Source organism: Kitasatospora sp. NPDC059327 (genome assembly GCF_042752535.1).
Taxonomy (GTDB): Bacteria; Actinomycetota; Actinomycetes; order Streptomycetales; family Streptomycetaceae; genus Kitasatospora.
Genome location: NZ_JBHYYB010000037.1, coordinates 24,326 through 42,667, shown reverse-complemented (window position 1 = coordinate 42,667; position 18,342 = coordinate 24,326). Strand labels below are relative to the sequence as shown.

General features: G+C 73.0%; 14 protein-coding genes. 2 read left to right on the top strand and 12 right to left on the bottom strand.

What is annotated here, in order from left to right; genetic code table 11:
* Positions 1–106 precede the first annotated feature (106 nt).
* The 5 genes from rimM to proS form a co-directional block, all read right to left on the bottom strand.
* On the bottom strand, positions 107–694 hold the full coding sequence (gene rimM / locus ACFXHB_RS22750) for a ribosome maturation factor RimM (RefSeq protein ID WP_380576422.1): 588 nt from the start codon (positions 692–694) through the stop codon (positions 107–109).
* 197 nt (positions 695–891) lie between these two features.
* Positions 892–1,131, bottom strand: coding sequence for an RNA-binding protein (locus ACFXHB_RS22745; RefSeq protein WP_030306741.1), 240 nt, complete (start codon positions 1,129–1,131; stop codon positions 892–894).
* Between the two features lie 2 nt (positions 1,132–1,133).
* A complete protein-coding gene (gene rpsP, locus ACFXHB_RS22740) occupies positions 1,134–1,562 on the bottom strand; it encodes a 30S ribosomal protein S16 (RefSeq protein ID WP_360641223.1) in 429 nt (142 codons plus the stop codon).
* 758 nt (positions 1,563–2,320) lie between these two features.
* Entirely contained in the window at positions 2,321–2,899 is a 579-nt protein-coding gene (locus ACFXHB_RS22735; protein ID WP_329489769.1) for a hypothetical protein, read from the bottom strand.
* Between the two features lie 677 nt (positions 2,900–3,576).
* Complete coding sequence (proS, locus tag ACFXHB_RS22730; protein WP_380576421.1) at positions 3,577–4,989, bottom strand: proline--tRNA ligase; 1,413 nt, start codon at positions 4,987–4,989, stop codon at positions 3,577–3,579.
* Positions 4,990–5,265: 276 nt separating this feature from the next.
* On the opposite strand from proS, the gene ACFXHB_RS22725 reads away from it, so the two are divergent.
* Positions 5,266–6,090: a class I SAM-dependent methyltransferase gene (locus tag ACFXHB_RS22725; RefSeq protein ID WP_380576420.1), complete on the top strand. Its 825-nt coding sequence runs from the start codon at positions 5,266–5,268 to the stop codon at positions 6,088–6,090.
* Positions 6,091–6,258: 168 nt separating this feature from the next.
* Here ACFXHB_RS22725 and ftsH read toward each other — a convergent pair whose 3' ends face one another.
* From ftsH to ACFXHB_RS22690, 7 genes are all read right to left on the bottom strand, one after another.
* On the bottom strand, positions 6,259–8,178 hold the full coding sequence (gene ftsH, locus ACFXHB_RS22720; protein ID WP_380576419.1) for an ATP-dependent zinc metalloprotease FtsH: 1,920 nt from the start codon (positions 8,176–8,178) through the stop codon (positions 6,259–6,261).
* Positions 8,179–8,358: 180 nt separating this feature from the next.
* Entirely contained in the window at positions 8,359–8,901 is a 543-nt protein-coding gene (locus tag ACFXHB_RS22715) for a GNAT family N-acetyltransferase (RefSeq protein ID WP_380576418.1), read from the bottom strand.
* A 101-nt stretch (positions 8,902–9,002) separates the two neighbouring features.
* Positions 9,003–10,568, bottom strand: coding sequence for a signal recognition particle protein (ffh, locus tag ACFXHB_RS22710; RefSeq protein ID WP_380576454.1), 1,566 nt, complete (start codon positions 10,566–10,568; stop codon positions 9,003–9,005).
* Positions 10,569–10,775: 207 nt separating this feature from the next.
* Positions 10,776–13,286 carry a [protein-PII] uridylyltransferase gene (locus ACFXHB_RS22705; protein ID WP_380576417.1) on the bottom strand — a complete coding sequence of 837 codons (2,511 nt, stop codon included), beginning with the start codon at positions 13,284–13,286 and terminating at the stop codon, positions 10,776–10,778.
* Between the two features lie 260 nt (positions 13,287–13,546).
* Positions 13,547–13,885: a P-II family nitrogen regulator gene (locus tag ACFXHB_RS22700; RefSeq protein ID WP_380576416.1), complete on the bottom strand. Its 339-nt coding sequence runs from the start codon at positions 13,883–13,885 to the stop codon at positions 13,547–13,549.
* Positions 13,885–15,240, bottom strand: a complete 1,356-nt coding sequence (locus ACFXHB_RS22695; protein ID WP_380576415.1) for an ammonium transporter — start codon at positions 15,238–15,240, stop codon at positions 13,885–13,887. The genes ACFXHB_RS22700 and ACFXHB_RS22695 overlap by 1 nt, the downstream gene beginning before the upstream one ends.
* Positions 15,241–15,536: 296 nt before the next feature.
* Positions 15,537–16,991: a hypothetical protein gene (locus tag ACFXHB_RS22690; protein WP_380576414.1), complete on the bottom strand. Its 1,455-nt coding sequence runs from the start codon at positions 16,989–16,991 to the stop codon at positions 15,537–15,539.
* Between the two features lie 633 nt (positions 16,992–17,624).
* On the opposite strand from ACFXHB_RS22690, the gene ACFXHB_RS22685 reads away from it, so the two are divergent.
* On the top strand, positions 17,625–18,299 hold the full coding sequence (locus ACFXHB_RS22685; RefSeq protein ID WP_380576413.1) for a bifunctional DNA primase/polymerase: 675 nt from the start codon (positions 17,625–17,627) through the stop codon (positions 18,297–18,299).
* Positions 18,300–18,342 lie beyond the last annotated feature (43 nt).

Below are 18,342 nucleotides of genomic sequence, written 5' to 3'. Positions count from 1 at the left end.
GCGGGCAGCCCTGCCACGGCCGCCGGCTCCGGCGCGACGACCGGCTCCGACGGGGCAACCGGCTCCTGCGGGGTGGCCGGCTCCTGCGGCGACAGTTCCTCGGCGGTCACTCCGAGTCCTCCGACTCCACCGAATCCTCCGACGCACCCGGCTCGTCCGACTCGCCCTGGACGACCTCGGCCTGCTCCGGGTCGATCAGACCGCCCGGCGGGTCGATCACGATGCGCTGGTTCTCCAGGTCGATGGTCGGCACGATGCGCGTGACGAACGGCACCAGCACCTCGGTCCCGTCGGGCTTCTCCACCGTGAGCAGGTCCTGGTACGGCAGGTGGACGACCTCGGTGAGCTCACCGACCGGGGTGCCGTCGAGCAGGACCACGTCCATGCCGATCAGCTGGTGGTCGTAGTACTCCTCCGGGTCCTCGGGGCTCTCCTCCGGGTCGACGTCGGCGATCAGGATGGTGCCGCGCAGCGCCTCCGCGTCGTTGCGGTCCTTGACGCCGGCGAAGCGCAGCAGCAGCCGGCCGCTGTGCACCTTGCCGGACTCGACGGTCAGCGGTCCGGCCGACGCGGGGTCGGTGAGCAGGACGGCGCCGGGGCCGAGCCGGAGTTCCGGCTCGTCGGTGCGCACCTCGACGCTGACGTCCCCCCTGATGCCGTGGGCGCGGCCGATCTTGCCGACGACGAGCTGCACGGTGATCGTTCTCCTGGATGGGTGCTGGGTACTGGGTGCCGGCGATCGGTACTGCTGACCGCTGCCGGCGCTGATGCCGGGAAGCAGGGCCGCGATGGCGGAGGCCCTGCGAGGGGCGGCTGGAAACAGAGAAAGGCCGACCGGGACGACATGCGTCCCGGTCGGCCTCAAGCCTGACGGCTGAACGAGCAGCAGCGTCAGCGAATGCTGTCCACGTCGACCAGGTCGACCCGGACGTTGCGACCGCCGAGGGCGCCGACCACGGTGCGCAGTGCGCGCGCCGTGCGGCCACCCCGGCCGATCACCTTGCCGAGGTCATCGGGGTGCACACGCACCTCGATGGTGTTACCCCGACGCAGGTTGCGCGAACGCACCTGCACCTCGTCGGGGTGCTCGACGATGCCCTTCACCAGGTGGTCGAGGGCGTCCTCGATCACGATCAGGCCTCGGCGGCGGCGTCGGCGTCAGCCTCGGCCTTGTCCGACTTCTTGGCCTTCGGGGTGATGGCAACACCGGTGGTGGCGTCCTCGAAGCCGGCGACGGCCTTCGCGAACAGGTGCGAGAAGTCCTCGACCTTGGGCTCGGCGACGAGCAGGGGCGCCGGAGCCGGCAGACCCTTGAACTTCTGCCAGTCGCCGGTCAGCTTGAGGATGGCGAGCACGGGCTCGGTCGGCTGGGCGCCGACGGACAGCCAGTACTGGGCGCGCTCGCCGTCGACCTCGATCTTCGAGGGGTTGTAGGTCGGCTGGTAGATGCCGATCTCCTCGATGGCGCGACCGTCACGCTTGGTGCGGGCGTCGGCGACGACGATGCGGTAGTGCGGGGAGCGAATCTTGCCGAGACGCTTGAGCTTGATCTTGACTGCCACGGGAGTGGATTCTCCTGGTGTTGACGTGGGTGAGCGGCCGCACCGTCGCGTGGGGTTGCGAGGCTGGCCGTTCAAGGGACACGCCAGCCGTAGGAGAGAGGGGTCCTGCTCGGCTGCCGAGTACTCAGCTGTCCATTCTGCCATACCGCCGCGAACCGCCTCGCCGCCGCCCGCTCGGCCCGACCCCGACCGGGCGGACGCGCAACCGCGCGGACCCGCGGCGTGCGGGCCCGCAGCGCGGAACAGAGACCTGCGAGCCCGGTCGGCTCGCCCTGGCGGGCTTCGGCCCGGCGGCACCGCGATGGAGCGCAGGCACCGGGCAGCGAACCGGGCGCAGGACCGGAAGCAGGAATCGGGCAGCGGAATCGGGCAGCGGAACGGGAGCGGAGCACCCGGGCGAAGCAGGGCCGGCCCGAACTCCAGGGCCGGACAGGGCCGGACGGGGCCGCCGGCGCCGTCGGAACCCCCCAGGGTCGCCGAGGCCGCCCGGGGCAGGAGTGCCCCCGGCCGCCCGGGACCGAGGAAGGAGGGAAGGCGGAGAAGGGAGGAGGAAGCAGACAGGTGGGGGCGGGGAAGCGCCGAAGCGCTCCGGAGAGAACCGGTCCGACCGGGAGCCCCCGCTCCCGGTCAGCCCAACACCTCACAGATGATGTCGGTCAGGACAGCCGATCGGTCATACCGATCGACCCTGCCGACCAAGGCCGTCGATCGCTCCGGCCGGACGCGCTGCCCGCACAGTCGCCGGCCGACTCCCCACGCTAGGCGATCTTGAACGGCTGCTGGCAGGCACCGCAGACGATGGACGCCTGCGCGAGCACCGACGGCACCACGCGGACGTTCCGCCCGCACCCGCAGACCGCCTTGACCCGGACTCCGCCCCCGGAGGAACCGTGCCGGGCGGCCGGGCCGCGGAACGCGCGCGACACACCGTCGCCGGCCACCGCTTCCTGGTGCGCGCCGAGGGCGCGGTCCAGACGCTCGATGGTCTCGGCGTACCGCTCCTGCGTCTCCTTGAGCATGGTCACCTGGGAGAAGCCGCTACTCGCGTGCGGCTCGACCGGGTGCGCCAGGCCCAGCTCGGAAGCCAGGAGCAGGAAGCGCCGGTTGTGGTAGCGGCCGGCTCGCGAGGTGTCCCGGATGTCCCGGGCCGCGGCCAGACCGTGGGCAGCCTCGTGGAGGAGCCGCTCGAAACCGAGCCGCGTGCCACAGGCCGAGGAGGATTCGCCGATCAACGCCTCGGGCGAGGCGAGGTCGGGGAGATCCTGATGGAAGGCCTGGATGTCACTCCAGGCGGCGGCCAGTTCGGCCGCGAGAACGAGGGGCTGTGTCGTGCTCACGCTAGACCAACGATGGAGTGCGAGCCGATGTTCCGCGTGTTCCCGTTCCCCTGGAATTCCCAGGAAACTCTCAGGAATGTACGAGCCCGCGCGAAATGCGCGTTCCGGATCTGACGCAAGACCAACCCCCTGCCGGTTTGGGCCCGTCGCAGCTCGGCGGGCCTCGTCATTTCCGTCCGGGGACGGGCTGTCGCCCCCAGGACGGACGGCCCGCGGTCCTGTCGAGTTGACAGGGCCACGGGCCGTACACCGTACCGCTATTCCGTTAATACCGGCAGTTGACCGGCCAGTAGGGATGTCGACAGGTGAGACGGGCCCTGGATGGTTACCGCCGGAATTCCCGACGGCGGTTGTCGGCAGGATGTCCGACGGATGTCCAACCGTTGTCGGGCGGCTAGCGGACCATTGCCACCGGCCGCCAGTAATCGCCAGTACCTGTCGGTTTCCGACATCACGACCACCGGCATCCATCGATGTGCGGGAGACGTCCCCGCCGCGCCGTCGACGTTTCCGGTGACCCGCCCGGCACCACCAGACGACCCGCCCGGCACCACCCCTCGGCGCGCCACCACGGGCGCCACTCGCGCCGCGCCGCCGTCGACCCACCACGGGCGCCACTCGCGGCGCGCCGCCGCCGGCACGCCGACTGGCGGCGTGCCGGCGCGAGCGCGCGCCGGTCAGTAGGCGCGCGCGACGATCGCGATGTTGCCGTCCTGGTCGTCCGTCTGCGGCACCGAGCCGTCGGCGGCGATGATGCAGCGCACCGAGACGCCCTGCTCGGCCAGCTTGGCCTCGCCCTCCGGGCCCAGCTCGGCCCAGGAGATCCGGCCCCAGCCGGTGGCGGCGGCCTCGACGGCCTCGTCGAGGTTGGTCACGTCGACCGTGCGGGACTCGCGGCGCTCGCGGGACTGGCGCAGCAGCAGCGCCTGGTCCTCCTCCAGGATGCCCGGCAGCAGCTCGGCCAGCGCGTCGATCGTGACCGGCTCCTTGCCGCCGGGGATGCGGCGGGCCAGCATCGCGGTGCCGTTCTCCAGGTCGCGCGGACCGACCTCGATGCGCAGCGGTACGCCCTTGAGCTCCCAGTCCACGGCGCGGCGGCCGAACGGGGTGTCCGTGCGGTCGTCGACGACCACCCGGATGCCGACGGCCTCCAGCCGGGCACCGATCTCGCGCACCTTGGCGATCACCGCGTCGTCGCCCTTGATGGCGAGGACGACGGCCTGGACGGCGGCCAGACGCGGGGGCACCCGCAGGCCGTTGTCGTCGCCGTGGGACATGATCAGGCCGCCGACCATACGGGTCGAGACGCCCCAGGAGGTCTGCCAGACGTACTCACGCTCGGCACCCTGGAGCTGGTAGGTGGTGTTGAACGCCTTGGCGAAGTTCTGGCCCAGCTCGTGGCTGGTGCCCATCTGCAGCGCCTTGCCGTCGCCCATCATGCCCTCAAGGGTGAGGGTGTTGATCGCGCCGGCGAAGCGCTCCTTGGCGGTCTTGCGGCCGAGCACGACGTCGATGCCGAGCACGTTGGTCATGAAGTCGCCGTAGACCTGGGTGTGGATCATCGAGGCGTACTCGCGGGCGTCCTCGTACGTGGCGTGGGCGGTGTGGCCCTCCTGCCAGAGGAACTCGGTGGTGCGCAGGAAGACCCGCGGACGCAGCTCCCAGCGGACCACGTTGGCCCACTGGTTGATCAGCAGGGGCAGGTCGCGGTGACTCTGCACCCACTTCGAGAAGTACTCGTTGATGATGGTCTCGGAGGTGGGCCGGACGACGACCGGCTCGTCCAGCTGCTTGCCGCCGCCGTGGGTGACCACCGCGAGCTCGGGGGCGAAGCCCTCGACGTGCTCGGCTTCCTTGGTCAGGTACGACTGCGGGATGAACATCGGGAAGTAGGCGTTCTGCGCGCCTGCCTTCTTGATGCGGGCGTCCATCTCCTGCTGCATCCGCTCCCACAGGCCGTAGCCGTACGGTCGGATGACCATGGTGCCGCGCACCGGACCGTTGTCGGCCAGCTCGGCCTTGTTGATGAGGTCCTGGTACCAGCGCGGGAAGTCGTCCGCCTGGGGGGTGAGAACGGGTGCCTTTGCCATGGGGCGAATGGTACGGGGACAAGGGGCCTGACTTCGAATCCGTTCCACGGAACCCGTTCGCCCCCGAGCCGTCCCCCTCCCGGACGGGCCGTGACGGCGCCCGGCCGCCGCGCCGGCCGGCGGACGCCCCGGTTCCGCCAGGGGGCGCACGCCCGCGACACGCGCGCACCACCCCGCACCCCTCTGGACGCCGCGCCCGAGCCGCTGTTCGCTGGAGTGGGGCGGGACTTTGGGGGAGCCGTAGCAGCACACCGAAGGACCGGATGGGAGGCCGCGATGGCTTCAGCTGGAACGACCGGCACGACCGTACGACCCGCAGGCGCACCACCGCACGACCGGCAGTCCGCGAGCGCCTGGCCCGCGCGGGCGCGCGACTGGGCGGAGATCCAGGAACGCATGCTGGTACCGCTCTACGGGGCGGTCTACGACCGGCTGGAGGTCGGCCCGGCGACCAGCGTGCTGGGCCTGGGCTGCCGCTCCGGCCTGGCACTGCTGCTGGCCGCCGAACGGGGTGCCCAGGTCGCCGGCCTGGAGCCGCACGACGAGCTGCGCGAGCTGGCGAGAGACCGTCGGCTGCGGGTGGGCGCGGGTGCCCGGCCGCCGGTCGGTGTCCCCCGCTCGGCCTATTCGCTGGTCACGGTCTTCGAGCAGCTGCCGGGGGCCGCCGATCCGCGGCGCGTGGTGGCCGAGGCCGCCCGGCTGACGCTGCGCAGCGGGCACGTGGTGCTGGCCGCCTGGGGTCCGCCGGAGCGCTGCGAGAGCGCGACCGTGCTGGACGTGGCCCGCCGGATGGCGGGGCGCGCCACCGCACGCGACCCGTTCGGGCTGAGCACGCCCGGCGCCCTGGAGGACCTGCTCGCACCGGCCCGCCTGCGCCCGGCCGGCAGTGGCCGGGTGAGCTGCCCGTTCGCCTATCCGGACCTGGACAGCGCGGTGCGCGGCCTGCTCTCCACCGGCCTGTACGACGCGGCGGCGGAGTTCTCCGGGCTCTCCCTGGTGGCGAAGGAACTGGAGGAGGCGTTGCATCCGTACCTGCGCCAGGACGGCTCGGTCCGGATGGAGAACGTCTTCCGGTACCTGGTCGCCGACCAGCCGCGGTAACCCGGAGGGCCCGGGGGCCCCACACCCTGGCGGTACTGGACGACCGGGCCACCGCACCCCCGGCACCCGGCGGCGGCGGGAAGCCACCCGGCGAGCCCTGGGACCAACGACGGCCACACCCCGAACGGGGGCGCCCGCGACCACCGCGGACGCCCCCGTCAGGCCGGCTCACGCCTGGTCGAGCGCCTTCCGCGGCATCCCGGCGGCCCGGTAGGCCGTCTCCTCGTCCAGCGTCTCGGCCTCCAGCAGCGCCGCCGCCAGCGCGTCCAGCCGGGCCCGCTGGTCGGTCAGCAGCCGCACCGCCTCCTCGTAGCACTCGGCGACGATCCGCCGGGCCTCCTCGTCGACCGCGTCCAGCGTGGTCGGCGCGGCGGAGAGCCCGTACGCGCCCTGCGGGTCGGAGGGGACGGCGGTGAGCCGGCCGACCCGCTCGCTCATGCCCCAGCGGCCGGCCATCCCGCGGGCGATGTTGGTGACCTGCTCCAGGTCGTTCTCCGCACCCGTGGTGATCACGCCGTAGACCACCTGCTCGGCGGCCATCCCGCCGAGCGCGCCGATGATCCGGCCGCGCAGGTAGGGCTCGGTGTACGAGTAGCGGTCGGTGTCGGGGGTGGACAGGGTGACGCCGAGGGCGCGGCCGCGCGGGACGATGGTGATCTTGCGGACCGGGTCGGCGCCCGGCTGGAGCATGCCGAGCAGGGCGTGCCCGCTCTCGTGGTACGCCGTGCGCTCCCGCTCGGCCTGCGGCATGACCAGCGGCCGGACGGCGCCCAGCTGGACCTTCTCCAGCGCGTCCGAGAGGTCCCGCTCCCCCACCGCGTCCTGCTTGCGCTTGACCGCCAGCAGCGCGGCCTCGTTGACCAGGTTCGCCAGTTCGGCGCCGGTCATCCCCGGGGTGACCTTGGCCAGCTGGTTGAGGTCGGTGTCCCCGGCGAGCGGGACGGCGCGGGTGTGGATGCGCAGGATGGCCGCCCGGCCGTCGCGGTCCGGCGGGCTGACGGTGACCCGGCGGTCGAAGCGCCCGGGGCGCAGCAGGGCCGGGTCGAGGACGTCCGCCCGGTTGGTGGCGGCGATGACGATGACGCCCTCGGAGCCGGAGAAACCGTCCATCTCGGTGAGGATCTGGTTGAGCGTCTGCTCGCGTTCGTCGTGACCGCCCGTGCCGCCACCGCCACCGCGCTGGCGGCCGATGGTGTCGATCTCGTCGATGAAGATGATCGCGGGGGCGACCTTGCGGGCCTCGGCGAACAGCTCCCGGACCCGGCCGGCGCCGACCCCGACGATCATCTCGATGAACTCCGAGGCGGAGGCGGAGAAGAACGGCACGTCGGCCTCGCCGGCGACGGCCCGGGCGAGCAGGGTCTTCCCGGTGCCGGGCGGACCGGCCAGCAGCACACCGCGCGGCATCTTGGCGCCGAGCCTGCGGTAGTGCTGCGGATTCTTCAGGAAGTCGACCACCTCGGCGAGTTCGGCCTCGACCTCGTCGATCCCGGCCACATCGGCGAAGGTGGTGCGCTTGCCCTGGTCGGCGGTGACCGGCTTGGGCGGGGCCTTGCGGCCGAGCGCGCCGGCGCCCATGCCACCGGCCATCCGGCGGGCGAGCAGTACCCAGATCAGGATCAGCAGCAGCATCGGGGCGAGTGAGAGCAGCAGGTTGGCGAGGAAGCTGCGCTGCTGGACCACCGGCTTGGCGGTGACCTCGACGCCCTGCTGCTGGAGGGTGGTCCACAGGCTGTCGCCGGCGAAGGAGGGGCGCTGGGTGTCGAACTCGGTGTAGTCGCCCTTGCCGCCGTCCGGCTTGGGCGCCGCGTTCTTGAGGGTGCCCTCGATGGAGTCGCCCTTGGAGTAGATCTTGGTGACGTTGCCGTTGTTCAGCTGGTTGTTGAACTCGGTGTAGGAGATCGTGGTCGCGCCGGCGGTGCCGAAGAAGGACAGCAGCAGGTCGGTGATCAGGAACACCGCGAGGGCGGTGAGCACGAGCCCCGCCCAGCCGCCCGGCATCTTGCGGCGCGGAGGCGTCGGGGGTGGGGCGCCCTCGGAGCGCCAGGGCTGGCCAGGAGTCTGGCGCGGCGGCACGGGATCGGTCACCCATCGGACAATACGGACATTCACCCAGGTGATACAGCCGCAACGCCGCACCCCGGACGCGGCCCGCACCCCGTCACCGCCCGGCCCGCACCCCGGCCCGACCCCGCCCCCGCCCCGGCCACCCCCGGCCCGCCCGCACCCGGCCCGCCCGCACCCGGCTACCGGCGATCCGGCTGCCGGTCACTCCCCCGGCCCGGACCACTCCTCGGCGGTCAGCGCGAAGCGCTCGTGGTCCCGCCAGGCACCGCCCAGGAAGAGCATCCGGGGCGTGTAGCCCTCGTGCCGAAAGCCGAGCCGCTTGGCCAGGCCGATCGAACGGCCGTTGTCCGGCTGCACATTGATCTCCAGGCGGTGCAGGCCGAGGCCACCGGCCGCCTGCGGTCCGAAACAGCGGTCCACCACCAGCCGCATGCCCTCGGTCATCCGCCCCGTCCCGGCGAACGGCAGGTACGAGTCGTAGCCGAGCGCGCCGTTGCAGAACCGGCCCATCACGATGTTCGCGATGTTGACCTTGCCGACCAGCCCGCCGGTGGCCTGATCGATGATCAGGAAGGTGCGCAGACCGGCGCCCTGCCGCTCCAGGAGGTCCGGAAGCCCGTTCGGCTCGACCGGGTTCCACCGCCCGATGTGCTCGGCGGACCGGCGGACCGCTTCGGCGTACACAACCTCGTCCTCGGCCCGCGGGGCCCTGATCGTCACTCTCACCCCACCATCATCGGACATACGAACGGCCCGCCGCCCGGAATGCACCGGGACGACGGGCCGTACACCTGCCCGACGGGCGCGCCCCGGCCGTGACGGCCGGGCACCCGGGGCGGGCGGACCTACAGCAGGTCCTTGAACTCCTTGGGCAGCTCGAAGTCGGACGGGCCCTTGCCCGCGCCGAGGCCGAACGCGCCGCCCTGGGCCGGCGCCTGGCCGGCGCCCGGGCCGAGCGCCCGGCGCTCGGCGGCCGCGGCCTCCTCCTGCGCGCGCTTCAGCGGGTTGCCGCTCTTGCGCTTGCCCTTGGCGGCCGGGGCCTTCTTGGCGGACTTCTTCGAGCCGCCGCCCATGCCCGGGATCCCCGGCATACCGGGGATGCCCTTGCCGGAGGCCATCGCCGACATCATCTTGCGGGCCTCGAAGAACCGCTCGACCAGGTTGTTGACCTCGCCGACCTGGACACCGGAGCCCTTGGCGATGCGCAGCCGGCGCGAGCCGTTGATGAGCTTCGGGTCGGTCCGCTCGGCCGGGGTCATCGACTTGATGATGGCGCCGACCCGGTCGACGTCCTTGTCGTCGATGTTGTTGATCTGCTCGCGGATCTGGCCCATCCCGGGCAGCATGCCCAGCAGCTTGGAGATCGAGCCCATCTTGCGGACCTGCTCCAGCTGGTCCAGGAAGTCGTCGAGCGTGAAGTCCTTGCCGCCGCCCTGCAGCTTGGAGGCGATCTTCTCGGCCTCGGCCTGCGAGAAGGTCTGCTCGGCCTTCTCGATCAGCGAGAGCATGTCGCCCATGCCGAGGATGCGCGAGGCCATCCGGTCCGGGTGGAAGGCGTCGAAGTCCTCGACCTTCTCACCGTTGGAGGCGAACATGATCTGCCGGCCGGTGACGTGCGCGACCGACAGGGCGGCACCGCCGCGGGCGTCGCCGTCGAGCTTGGACAGCACCACACCGGTGAAGTCGACACCGTCGAGGAAGGCCTGCGCGGTGGTGACCGCGTCCTGGCCGACCATCGCGTCGACGACGAACAGGACCTCGTCCGGGTTGACCGCGGCCCGGATGTCGGCGGCCTGCTGCATCAGCTCGGCGTCGATGCCCAGACGGCCGGCGGTGTCGACGACGACGACGTCGTACTGCTTCTGCTTGGCGTACTCGATCGAGTCGCGGGCGACCTGCACCGGGTCGCCGACGCCGTTGCCGGGCTGCGGCCCGTAGAAGGCGACGCCCGCGCGCTCCGCGACCACCTGGAGCTGGTTGACGGCGTTGGGTCGCTGGAGGTCGCAGGCGACCAGCAGCGGGGTGTGCTTCTGGCTCTTCAGCCAGTGCCCGAGCTTGCCCGCGAGGGTGGTCTTACCGGCACCCTGGAGGCCGGCGAGCATGATCACCGTCGGGCCGTTCTTGGCGAACCTCACCCGGCGGGTCTCGCCGCCGAGGATGGCGATGAGCTCCTCGTTGACGATCTTGATGATCTGCTGGGCGGGGTTCAGCGCGCCGGAGACCTCCGCGCCGAGGGCCCGCTCCTTGACCTGCTTGATGAAGGCCCGCACGACCGGCAGCGCGACGTCCGCCTCCAGCAGCGCGATGCGGATCTCGCGGGTGGTGGCGTCGATGTCCGCCTCGCTGAGGCGGCCCTTGCCCCGGAGGTTCTTGAACGTCGCTGCGAGGCGATCGGAAAGGGTGTCGAACACGTCGTCGCGGGTCCTCTGCGGCATCGGTATCAGTACGGTCGTCGCCCCCAAGGGTATCCGGCCGCCCTGGCAACGGTCTCCACCCCCGGGCGAACCGGTCCGGGGGCGGTCCGGCGGCCCCCGTCCGGCGCGCCGGAGCCGGCCCGGGCGGCCCGCCGGAACGGCCCGTCCGAAGCGGCCGGACCCGACGCCCCCGGCGGCCCGCGGTCAGCCCAGCGAGGCCCGGACGGCCGCCGCCACCTCCCCGGCCCGCTGGGCGGAGAGCGGCCGGCCCGCCTGGTCGGTCAGGTAGAAGGAGTCCACGGCCTCCGCGCCGAGCGTGCTGACGTGCGCCGTTCGGACCCGGACGCCGGCACCGTCCAGGGCCCGCCCGATCCGGTGCAGCAGACCGGGGGCGTCGTGGGCGCGCACCTCCAGCACGGTCGCGGTGGCCGAGGCCATCGCGGGCGCCACCGCGACCAGCGGCGGCGGGGTCGGGATGCCGCGCCGGCGCGGGGCGGCCGCGTCGCGCTCGGCGAGCCGGCGCGAGACGTCCAGCGAACCGTCCAGCGCCCGGCGCAGGTCGGCCCGGAGCCGGGCCGCCTCGGGCAGCTCGCCGAACTCGGCGGCCACCGTCCAGGAGAGCAGCAGCACCGGGCCGGCGCCGATCGGGTCCAGCTCGCGCAGGCCGGCCGAGCGGACGGTCAGCCGGTGCAGGGCCAGCACCCCGGCGACGGTGCCGAGCAGACCCGGCCGGTCGGGCACGGCCAGGGTCAGCCGCACGCCCATCGGCTCGGCGCCGGACTCGTCCACGTCGGCCTGGGCCAGCAGGGAGAGCGCCGGGCCGGCCGTCCGGGCGGCCTCGACGGCGAGCCGCTCCTGTTCGGCGGTCGGCGCCGCCTCCCCCGCGTGGGAGCCCCACCGGCCGGGCGCCGGCGACGGGTACGCGCCGGCCAGCCGGTCGGCGGCCCGGGCCGCCAGGCCGTCCACCAGCGAGGCCCGCCAGCGGCTCCAGGCGGCCGGGCCGGTGGCGGTCGCGTCGGCCTCGGTCAGCGCGTGCAGCAGCTCCAGCTGGGGCAGGGTGGCGACCACCTTGGTGATCGCCTCCACCGTGGCGGGGTCGTCCGGATCCCGCCGGGTCGCGGTCTCCACCAGGGTCAGGTGGTGGCGGACCAGCACCGCCAGCGTCTCGACGGACTCGTGGTCGAAGCCCATCCGGGCCGCCACGTCGCGGACGATCACCTCACCCGCCTCGCTGTGGTCGCCGGGCCAGCCCTTGCCGATGTCGTGCAGCAGGGCCGCGACCAGCAGGAGGTCCGGCCGGGCCACCCGGCGGGTCATCGCGGCCGCCCGCACGGCCGTCTCCACCAGGTGCCGGTCGACCGTCCAGCGGTGCACCGCGTTGCGCTGCGGCCGGCAACGCACGCGCTCCCAGTCCGGCAGCAGCCGGGTGACCAGTCCCTCCGCCTCCAGCGCCTCCCAGACCGGCAGACAGGCTTCGCCGGCGCCGAGCAGGGTGACCAGTTGCTCGCGCGCCTCGTCCGGCCAGGGCACCGGCAGCGGGCGGCACTCGGCGGCCAGCCGGCGCACCGTCGCGTAGGAGATGGTCAGGCCGTTCTGCGCCGCCGCGGCCGCCGCGCGCAGCGGCAGCACCGGGTCGGCGGCCGGGCGGGCGCCCTGGGCGAGCACCGCCTCGCCGTCCTGCTCGACCACGCCCTCGGCGAGCGGGCGGCGCTGGACGGCGCCGCGCCCCACCGCGCCGGTGCCCCGCCCGGTCCCGGTGAACGGGAAGGAGAGCCGCGAGGAGCGCCGCCCCCGGGTGGTCCGGGCGGCCAGCACCCGGTCCACCGCCCGCCAGGTGACGTCACTCGCGTAGGCGACGGTCCGCGCGGCCTCGTACACCTGCCGCAGCAGGGTGTCGGCGTCCAGCACCCCGAGCCGCTCGGCGACCTGGTCCTGGTCCTGCAGACTGAGGCGCTCGGTGGCCCGGCCGGTGGCCAGGTGCAGGGCGTCCCGGACGTCGGCCAGCCGTGTCGCGGCGGCGTCCAGCCCGTCGCGCGGGGCGTCGGCCAGCCAGGTGGCGGCGATCGCGTTGAGCGCGACCGCGTCGCGCAGGCCGCCGCGGGCCTCCTTGAGGTCCGGCTCCAGCAGGAAGGAGAGCTCGCCGTGGCGCTCGGCCCGCTCGCGGCCGAGTTCGCGCAGCTCGGGCAGGCGGTTCGGGGCGCCGGTGCGCCAGTCGGCGAGCACGGCGGAGCGCAGCCCCGCGGTGAGGGCCTGGTCCCCGGCGACGTGCCGGGCGTCGAGCAGGCCGAGCTGGGCCTTGAGGTCGGCGGCGGCGACGCTCCGGGCCTCGGCGGGGGTGCGGACGGAGTGGTCGAGGGAGACGCCGGCGTCCCAGACCGGGTACCAGACGCGTTCGGGCAGCGCCGGGTCGAGCGGGCCGTCGTGCAGCAGCAGGACGTCGAGGTCGCTGCGCGGCGAGAGTTCGCCGCGCCCGTAGCCGCCCACCGCGACCAGGGCGACCCCGGCGGGGGCGCCGGCCGCCGCGAGCAGGCCGGCCAGCCAGTCGTCGGTGAGCGCGGCCAGTGCGGTGCGCCGGGCGGTCCCGACCAGGCCGGGCGTGTCCAGCAGCCGGGCGCGGGCGGTGCCGTGGTCGGGCGGGCCGTCGCCGGACGGGTGAGCGGGGGGAGTCCCGGGCCCGGCGGCGGGCCGGGAGCGCGGGTCGGGCTGGGTGGTCATACGGGGTCCCCGTCCGTCGTCGTCCGGTTGAGCGAAGCGCGCCGATTCGACCGTGGAGCACCGATTCGGGCGAAGAGCGCTGATACGCCGTCAGCGGACCCGTGACCACGGGGTGGTCTCGGGCCCGCCTGCGGGATCGTGCTGATGCTAGGGCGTGTTTGCAAAGTCGCGTCGGACCAGGCCGCGGCGGTGGGCGGGATGCCCGGCGTCGCGGACCCGGCGGGACTTTGCAAACACGCCCTAGCGGGAGGGGGTCCTGCTCAGAGGGCGTCGGGGCCGCGCTCACCGGTCCGGACCCGCACCGCGGTGTCGACCGGAACGCTCCAGACCTTGCCGTCGCCGATCTTGCCGGTCCTGGCGGCCTGCACCAGGACGTCGATCAGCTGGTCGGCGTCGTCGTCCTCGACCAGGACCTCGATTCTGACCTTGGGCACCAGGTCAACGGTGTACTCCGCGCCGCGGTAGACCTCGGTGTGGCCACGCTGCCGGCCGTAGCCACTGGCCTCGGTGACGGTCAGGCCGTGCACGCCGAAGGCCTGCAGGGCGGCCTTCACGTCGTCCAGGCGGTGCGGCTTGATGACTGCGGTGATGAGCTTCATCAGGCGTCGACCTCGGTCTTCTCGGTGTTCTTCACGGCGTTCCCGGGGGCGGTCCCGGCGACCACCGCCGCGGCCGGAGCGGGGGCGATCCGGGCCGGACCGGCGCCCAGCGCGCTGAAGTCGTACGCGGACTCGGCGTGCTCGGCCTGGTCGATGCCGGCGACCTCGACCTCCTCGGCGACCCGGAAGCCGACCGTGCGGTCGATCGCCTTGGCCAGCAGCCAGGAGAGGACGAAGGAGTAGGCGCCGACCACGGCCACCCCCATCGCCTGCTTGCCGAGCTGCTCCAGGCCGCCGCCGTAGAACAGTCCCTTGGCGGTCTGGCCGACGGTGCCGGTGGCGAAGAGCCCGACCAGCAGCGAGCCGATGGCGCCGCCGACCGCGTGCACACCGACCACGTCGAGCGAGTCGTCGAAGCCGAACCGGTACTTGAGGCTGATCGCCGCGGCGCAGGCGGCACCGGCGATCAGACCGATCGCGACCGCGCCGAGCGGGCTCACCGAGCCGCAGGCGGGGGTGATGGCGACCAGACCGGCCACCGCCCCGGAGGCGGCGCCCAGCGTGGTGAACGCGCCGTGCCGCAGCTTCTCGTAGACCAGCCAGCCGATCAGCGCGGCCCCCGTGGCCACCTGGGTGTTGACCAGGGCCATCGCGGCGACGCCGTTGGCCGCCAGCGCCGAGCCGGCGTTGAAGCCGAACCAGCCGAACCACAGCAGCCCGGAGCCGAGCATCACCAGCGGCAGGCTGTGCGGGCGCATCGGGTCCTTCCGGAAGCCGACCCGCTTGCCGAGCACCAGGCAGAGCGCCAGGCCCGCGACACCCGCGTTGATGTGCACGGCGGTGCCGCCGGCGAAGTCGATCACGCCGTTGCGGTCGCCGAGCCAGCCGCCGTTGCCGCCGTCGAAGAAGAAGACCCAGTGCGCGACCGGGAAGTAGACGACAGTGACCCAGAGTGCGATGAACAGGCCCCAGGCGGTGAACTTGGCCCGGTCCGCGACGGCCCCGCTGATCAGTGCCGGGGTGATGATCGCGAACATCAGCTGGAAGGCGGAGAAGGCGGTGACCGGGATCGTGCCGGTCAGGTCGTTCAGCCCGATGCCGCGCATCCCGAGGAAGTCCAGGTTGCCGATCAGCCCGGCACCGGCGTCCGGGCCGAAGCTGAGCGAGTACCCGTAGAGGACCCAGAGCACGCTGACGATGCCCAGCGAGAGGAAGCTCATCGCCAGCATGTTGAGCGTGCTCTTGGCCCTGACCATGCCCCCGTAGAAGAAGGCCAGGCCCGGGGTCATCACCATGACCAGGGCCGCGCAAATGAGCACGAAGGCGGTATCGCCCGCGCTGAAGCCGTCCGGCATCGGCGTCTCCTCATGAATGGAAGCCGCTCCACACCCGGGATACCTGTCCCGTGCCACCCGGGGTGTCGGCGATGGGAAGGAGCGTGCCGAAGGCGGGTTTCCGTCGATGCGGCCCGGTGTTTCGCGACCGTGACGACGGCGACGCGCGGGTTACGCCTACGTGAACCACGACCGTGGCGCCGGAGCCGATGGGTTACCGTGCCGCCGCGCGGCACGAGGAGTACCGGAAACACCACCGACCGTGGCGGCGGCGGCCGTCACGGTCGGTGGGGGCTGGGAGGGTACGTCGGCGCAGGTCAGACCACCGAGACGTACTCCGGGATGTCCTGGACCACCCGCTCCTTGAGCCGGCTGATCGCGTCCACCCCGCTGAACCGGGCGGCGGCGGCCTCGGTGGTCTTGCGGACCCGGGAGTTGAGCCGCTCCGAACGCACCTTGGTGGCGATGTCCACCGCCTGCTCGGCCATCACCACGGCCTGCTCCGGCTCCCGCTGCAGCAGGTGCACGCTGGCCATGCCGATCAGGTTGAAGGCGTAGGAGCGGACGTGGTCGCCGTCCTGGCGGAAGAGGTCGACCGCCCGCTCCATGACCGGCGCGGACATCGAGGCGTAGAGCTCGGCCCGGTCGGAGTGGTAGGCGAGATCGCGGAAGGAGTGCGCGTTCTCGGCGTTGAGCTCGGCCGGCGAGAAGAACTTCAGCCAGTCCGGGTCGCCGTCGCCGTCGCGGATGTCGGTGAAGGTGTCCTCGGCCAGCCGGACCGCCCGGGCGCAGCGGTTCACCTCGCCGATGGTGGCGTAGGCGCGCGCCTCCATCGCGTACAACAGCGACTGCTGGCGCGGGGTGGCGGTGTCGCGGCTGCCGTACTGGGCGAGGTGGATCAGCTCCAGGGCGTCCTCGCCGCGGTTGAGGTGGATCATCTGGCGGCTCATGTCGGTGAGGATCAGCGCGCCGAACGGGCGGTCGCCGGCCTCCTTCGCGGCGTGCAGCGCCAGCACGTAGTACTTCTGCGCGCTGGGGTGCATGCCGACGTCGTAGGACATCCAGCCGGCCAGGTGGGCCAGCTCGGCGGTGAGCCGGAACAGCCGCCTGGTGGTCTGCTCGGGGTAGGTCTCCTGGAGCAGGTCGGTGACCTCGTGGAGCTGGCCGACGACGGCCTTGCGGCGCAGCCCGCCGCCGTTCTGGGCGTCCCACTGCCGGAACATGACGGTGGTCTGCTCCAGCAGTTCCAGCTCGGGCTCGGAGAGCCTGCCGGTGAACGGCTCGCCGCCGTTGGCCGCGGTCAGGATCGGCGTGGGGGCGCCGTTCGCGCCGGGGGTGAGCCAGCGCTGCATCGGCTCGATCAGCGCGGCACCGGCCGTCAGGGCGAGTGAAGTGCCCAGGAAGCCGCGCCGGTTGAGCATCAGGTCGCTGCGCGAGTAGTCGCTGATCAGCTGAACGGTCTGCGGCGCGCTCCAGGGCAGGTCGACGCCGCCGCCCACGGTGGAGACCGGGATGGCGGCCCGCAGTCCGAGGTCCTCGATGGAGACCACCGAACCGAAGCGCTCGGAGAACAGCTCCGACATGATCTTCGGGATGGGCTCCCGGGGCTGCTCCCCGTCGAGCCAGCGCCGCACCCGCGAGGTGTCGGTGGACACGTGGTGGGCGCCGATCTGACGGGCCCGGCGGTTGACCTGACGGGCCAGTTCACCCTTGGACCAGCCGCTGCGGGCGAACCACGTGGTCAGCTTCTCATTGGGTTGCTTCTCTGCCATGGGAACGTCCCCATCCCGCCCGGCCCCTGCTGCGGGGCCCCCGATCGTGACCGCCCGACGGTTGCGGGCTCTTGCCAGACGTGCTGCTCTTCCGTACCCGAGGTGCTGCCGAGACCGCTTGCCGGACCACGTGTCGCACTGGTGTGCCATCCTTGCGGACGAGGCGTCGGATTCCCCAACTCCCGCCCCCACGAGGCCGGAAGCGGACTCCCCGACGATGCCTGCGTGCTGAACGTAATGCCCCGCACACGGTCCGGGGGAGCGGCCCTGGCGAAACGCCACCTTTCGCCACCCCCAGGAGTGAACCGATCCAACCCCGCGCACGCTTCACTGGGTAGTCCCGGCGGTCCGGCATATGCGGGCCGCCAAGTCCCCACCGGCACCACGGCCCGTCACCCGCAACCCACAGCAGCCCCAGGCGAGTTTGCCGCCCACCCTGATCGACGACCGCCTCGCGCAGACGACGATCCGGCATCGGCGCCGACCCCCACAAGGCGGCGCCCGAGGCACACCGCGGCAACAGGCGCACGCCACGCGCTGCGCGCCGCCACCGCACCACGCGCCACGCAACGGACAATCAACACAAAGTCACCATCCCGTAACCATCGGCAACGAGATTCTGTTGGGGGAGGCATGGACAACCTGTTCGGCGAACTTCGACTGGGGCACCTGCGGTTGGCCCCGCTGAGCGCACGCCGCCGCACCCGGGTGACGGCCTCCCGGGCGGCCGCGGAGTACACCGGTCGCTGGGGCTGGGCGGTCACCGTCGGCAACCCGGCCGGCCCGGCAACCGCCGCGGACCGCTGCCACTGCGGCGCCGTCCGCTGTGCCGCGCCCGGCCTGCATCCCGCCCCCGGCGGCGCGGCCGCGACCCGCTCCACCCCGGACGTCTCCGTCCTGTTCCCCACCGGCCGCGCCTTCGACGTCCTGGACGTCCCCGAGCAGGCCGGCCTCCAGGCGCTGGTCCGGCTGGAGCGCATGGGCACCCAGGTGGGCCCGGTCCTGGCCTCGCCCACCGGCCGACTGCAGTTCCTGGTCGCCGCCGGCACCGCACTCCGACTCCCCGACCTGCTGTACCGGATGGGCTGGGACGACGCCGCGCTCGACCTCACCTGCCACGGCGAGGGCAGCTACGTCGCCGCACCGCCCACCGTTCTCGGCGGCCTGGGTCCGGTCCGCTGGCTGCGTCGGCCCACCCGCGACAACGCCGGCTGCCCGCCCGAGGCCCGGCTGCTGCTCGGCACCCTCGCCTACGCCTGCCACCGCGGCCGCGAGCGCACCGCCGAGCCCGCCTGGCTCGCGTCCTAGCCCTCCGCCCCTCCCCCGCCCGTACGGAGCCGTCGGGACGAAC

Excerpts from the sequence above, each read along its gene's own strand:
- proS (WP_380576421.1), bottom strand. The coding sequence starts at position 4,989 with ATGGCAAAGGCACCCGTTCTCACCCCCCAGGCGGACGACTTCCCGCGC.
- ACFXHB_RS22725 (WP_380576420.1), top strand. The coding sequence starts at position 5,266 with ATGGCTTCAGCTGGAACGACCGGCACGACCGTACGACCCGCAGGCGCA.
- ACFXHB_RS22715 (WP_380576418.1), bottom strand. The coding sequence starts at position 8,901 with ATGTCCGATGATGGTGGGGTGAGAGTGACGATCAGGGCCCCGCGGGCC.
- ACFXHB_RS22705 (WP_380576417.1), bottom strand. The coding sequence starts at position 13,286 with ATGACCACCCAGCCCGACCCGCGCTCCCGGCCCGCCGCCGGGCCCGGG.
- ACFXHB_RS22700 (WP_380576416.1), bottom strand. The coding sequence starts at position 13,885 with ATGAAGCTCATCACCGCAGTCATCAAGCCGCACCGCCTGGACGACGTG.
- ACFXHB_RS22695 (WP_380576415.1), bottom strand. The coding sequence starts at position 15,240 with ATGCCGGACGGCTTCAGCGCGGGCGATACCGCCTTCGTGCTCATTTGC.
- ACFXHB_RS22690 (WP_380576414.1), bottom strand. The coding sequence starts at position 16,991 with ATGGCAGAGAAGCAACCCAATGAGAAGCTGACCACGTGGTTCGCCCGC.
- ACFXHB_RS22685 (WP_380576413.1), top strand. The coding sequence starts at position 17,625 with ATGGACAACCTGTTCGGCGAACTTCGACTGGGGCACCTGCGGTTGGCC.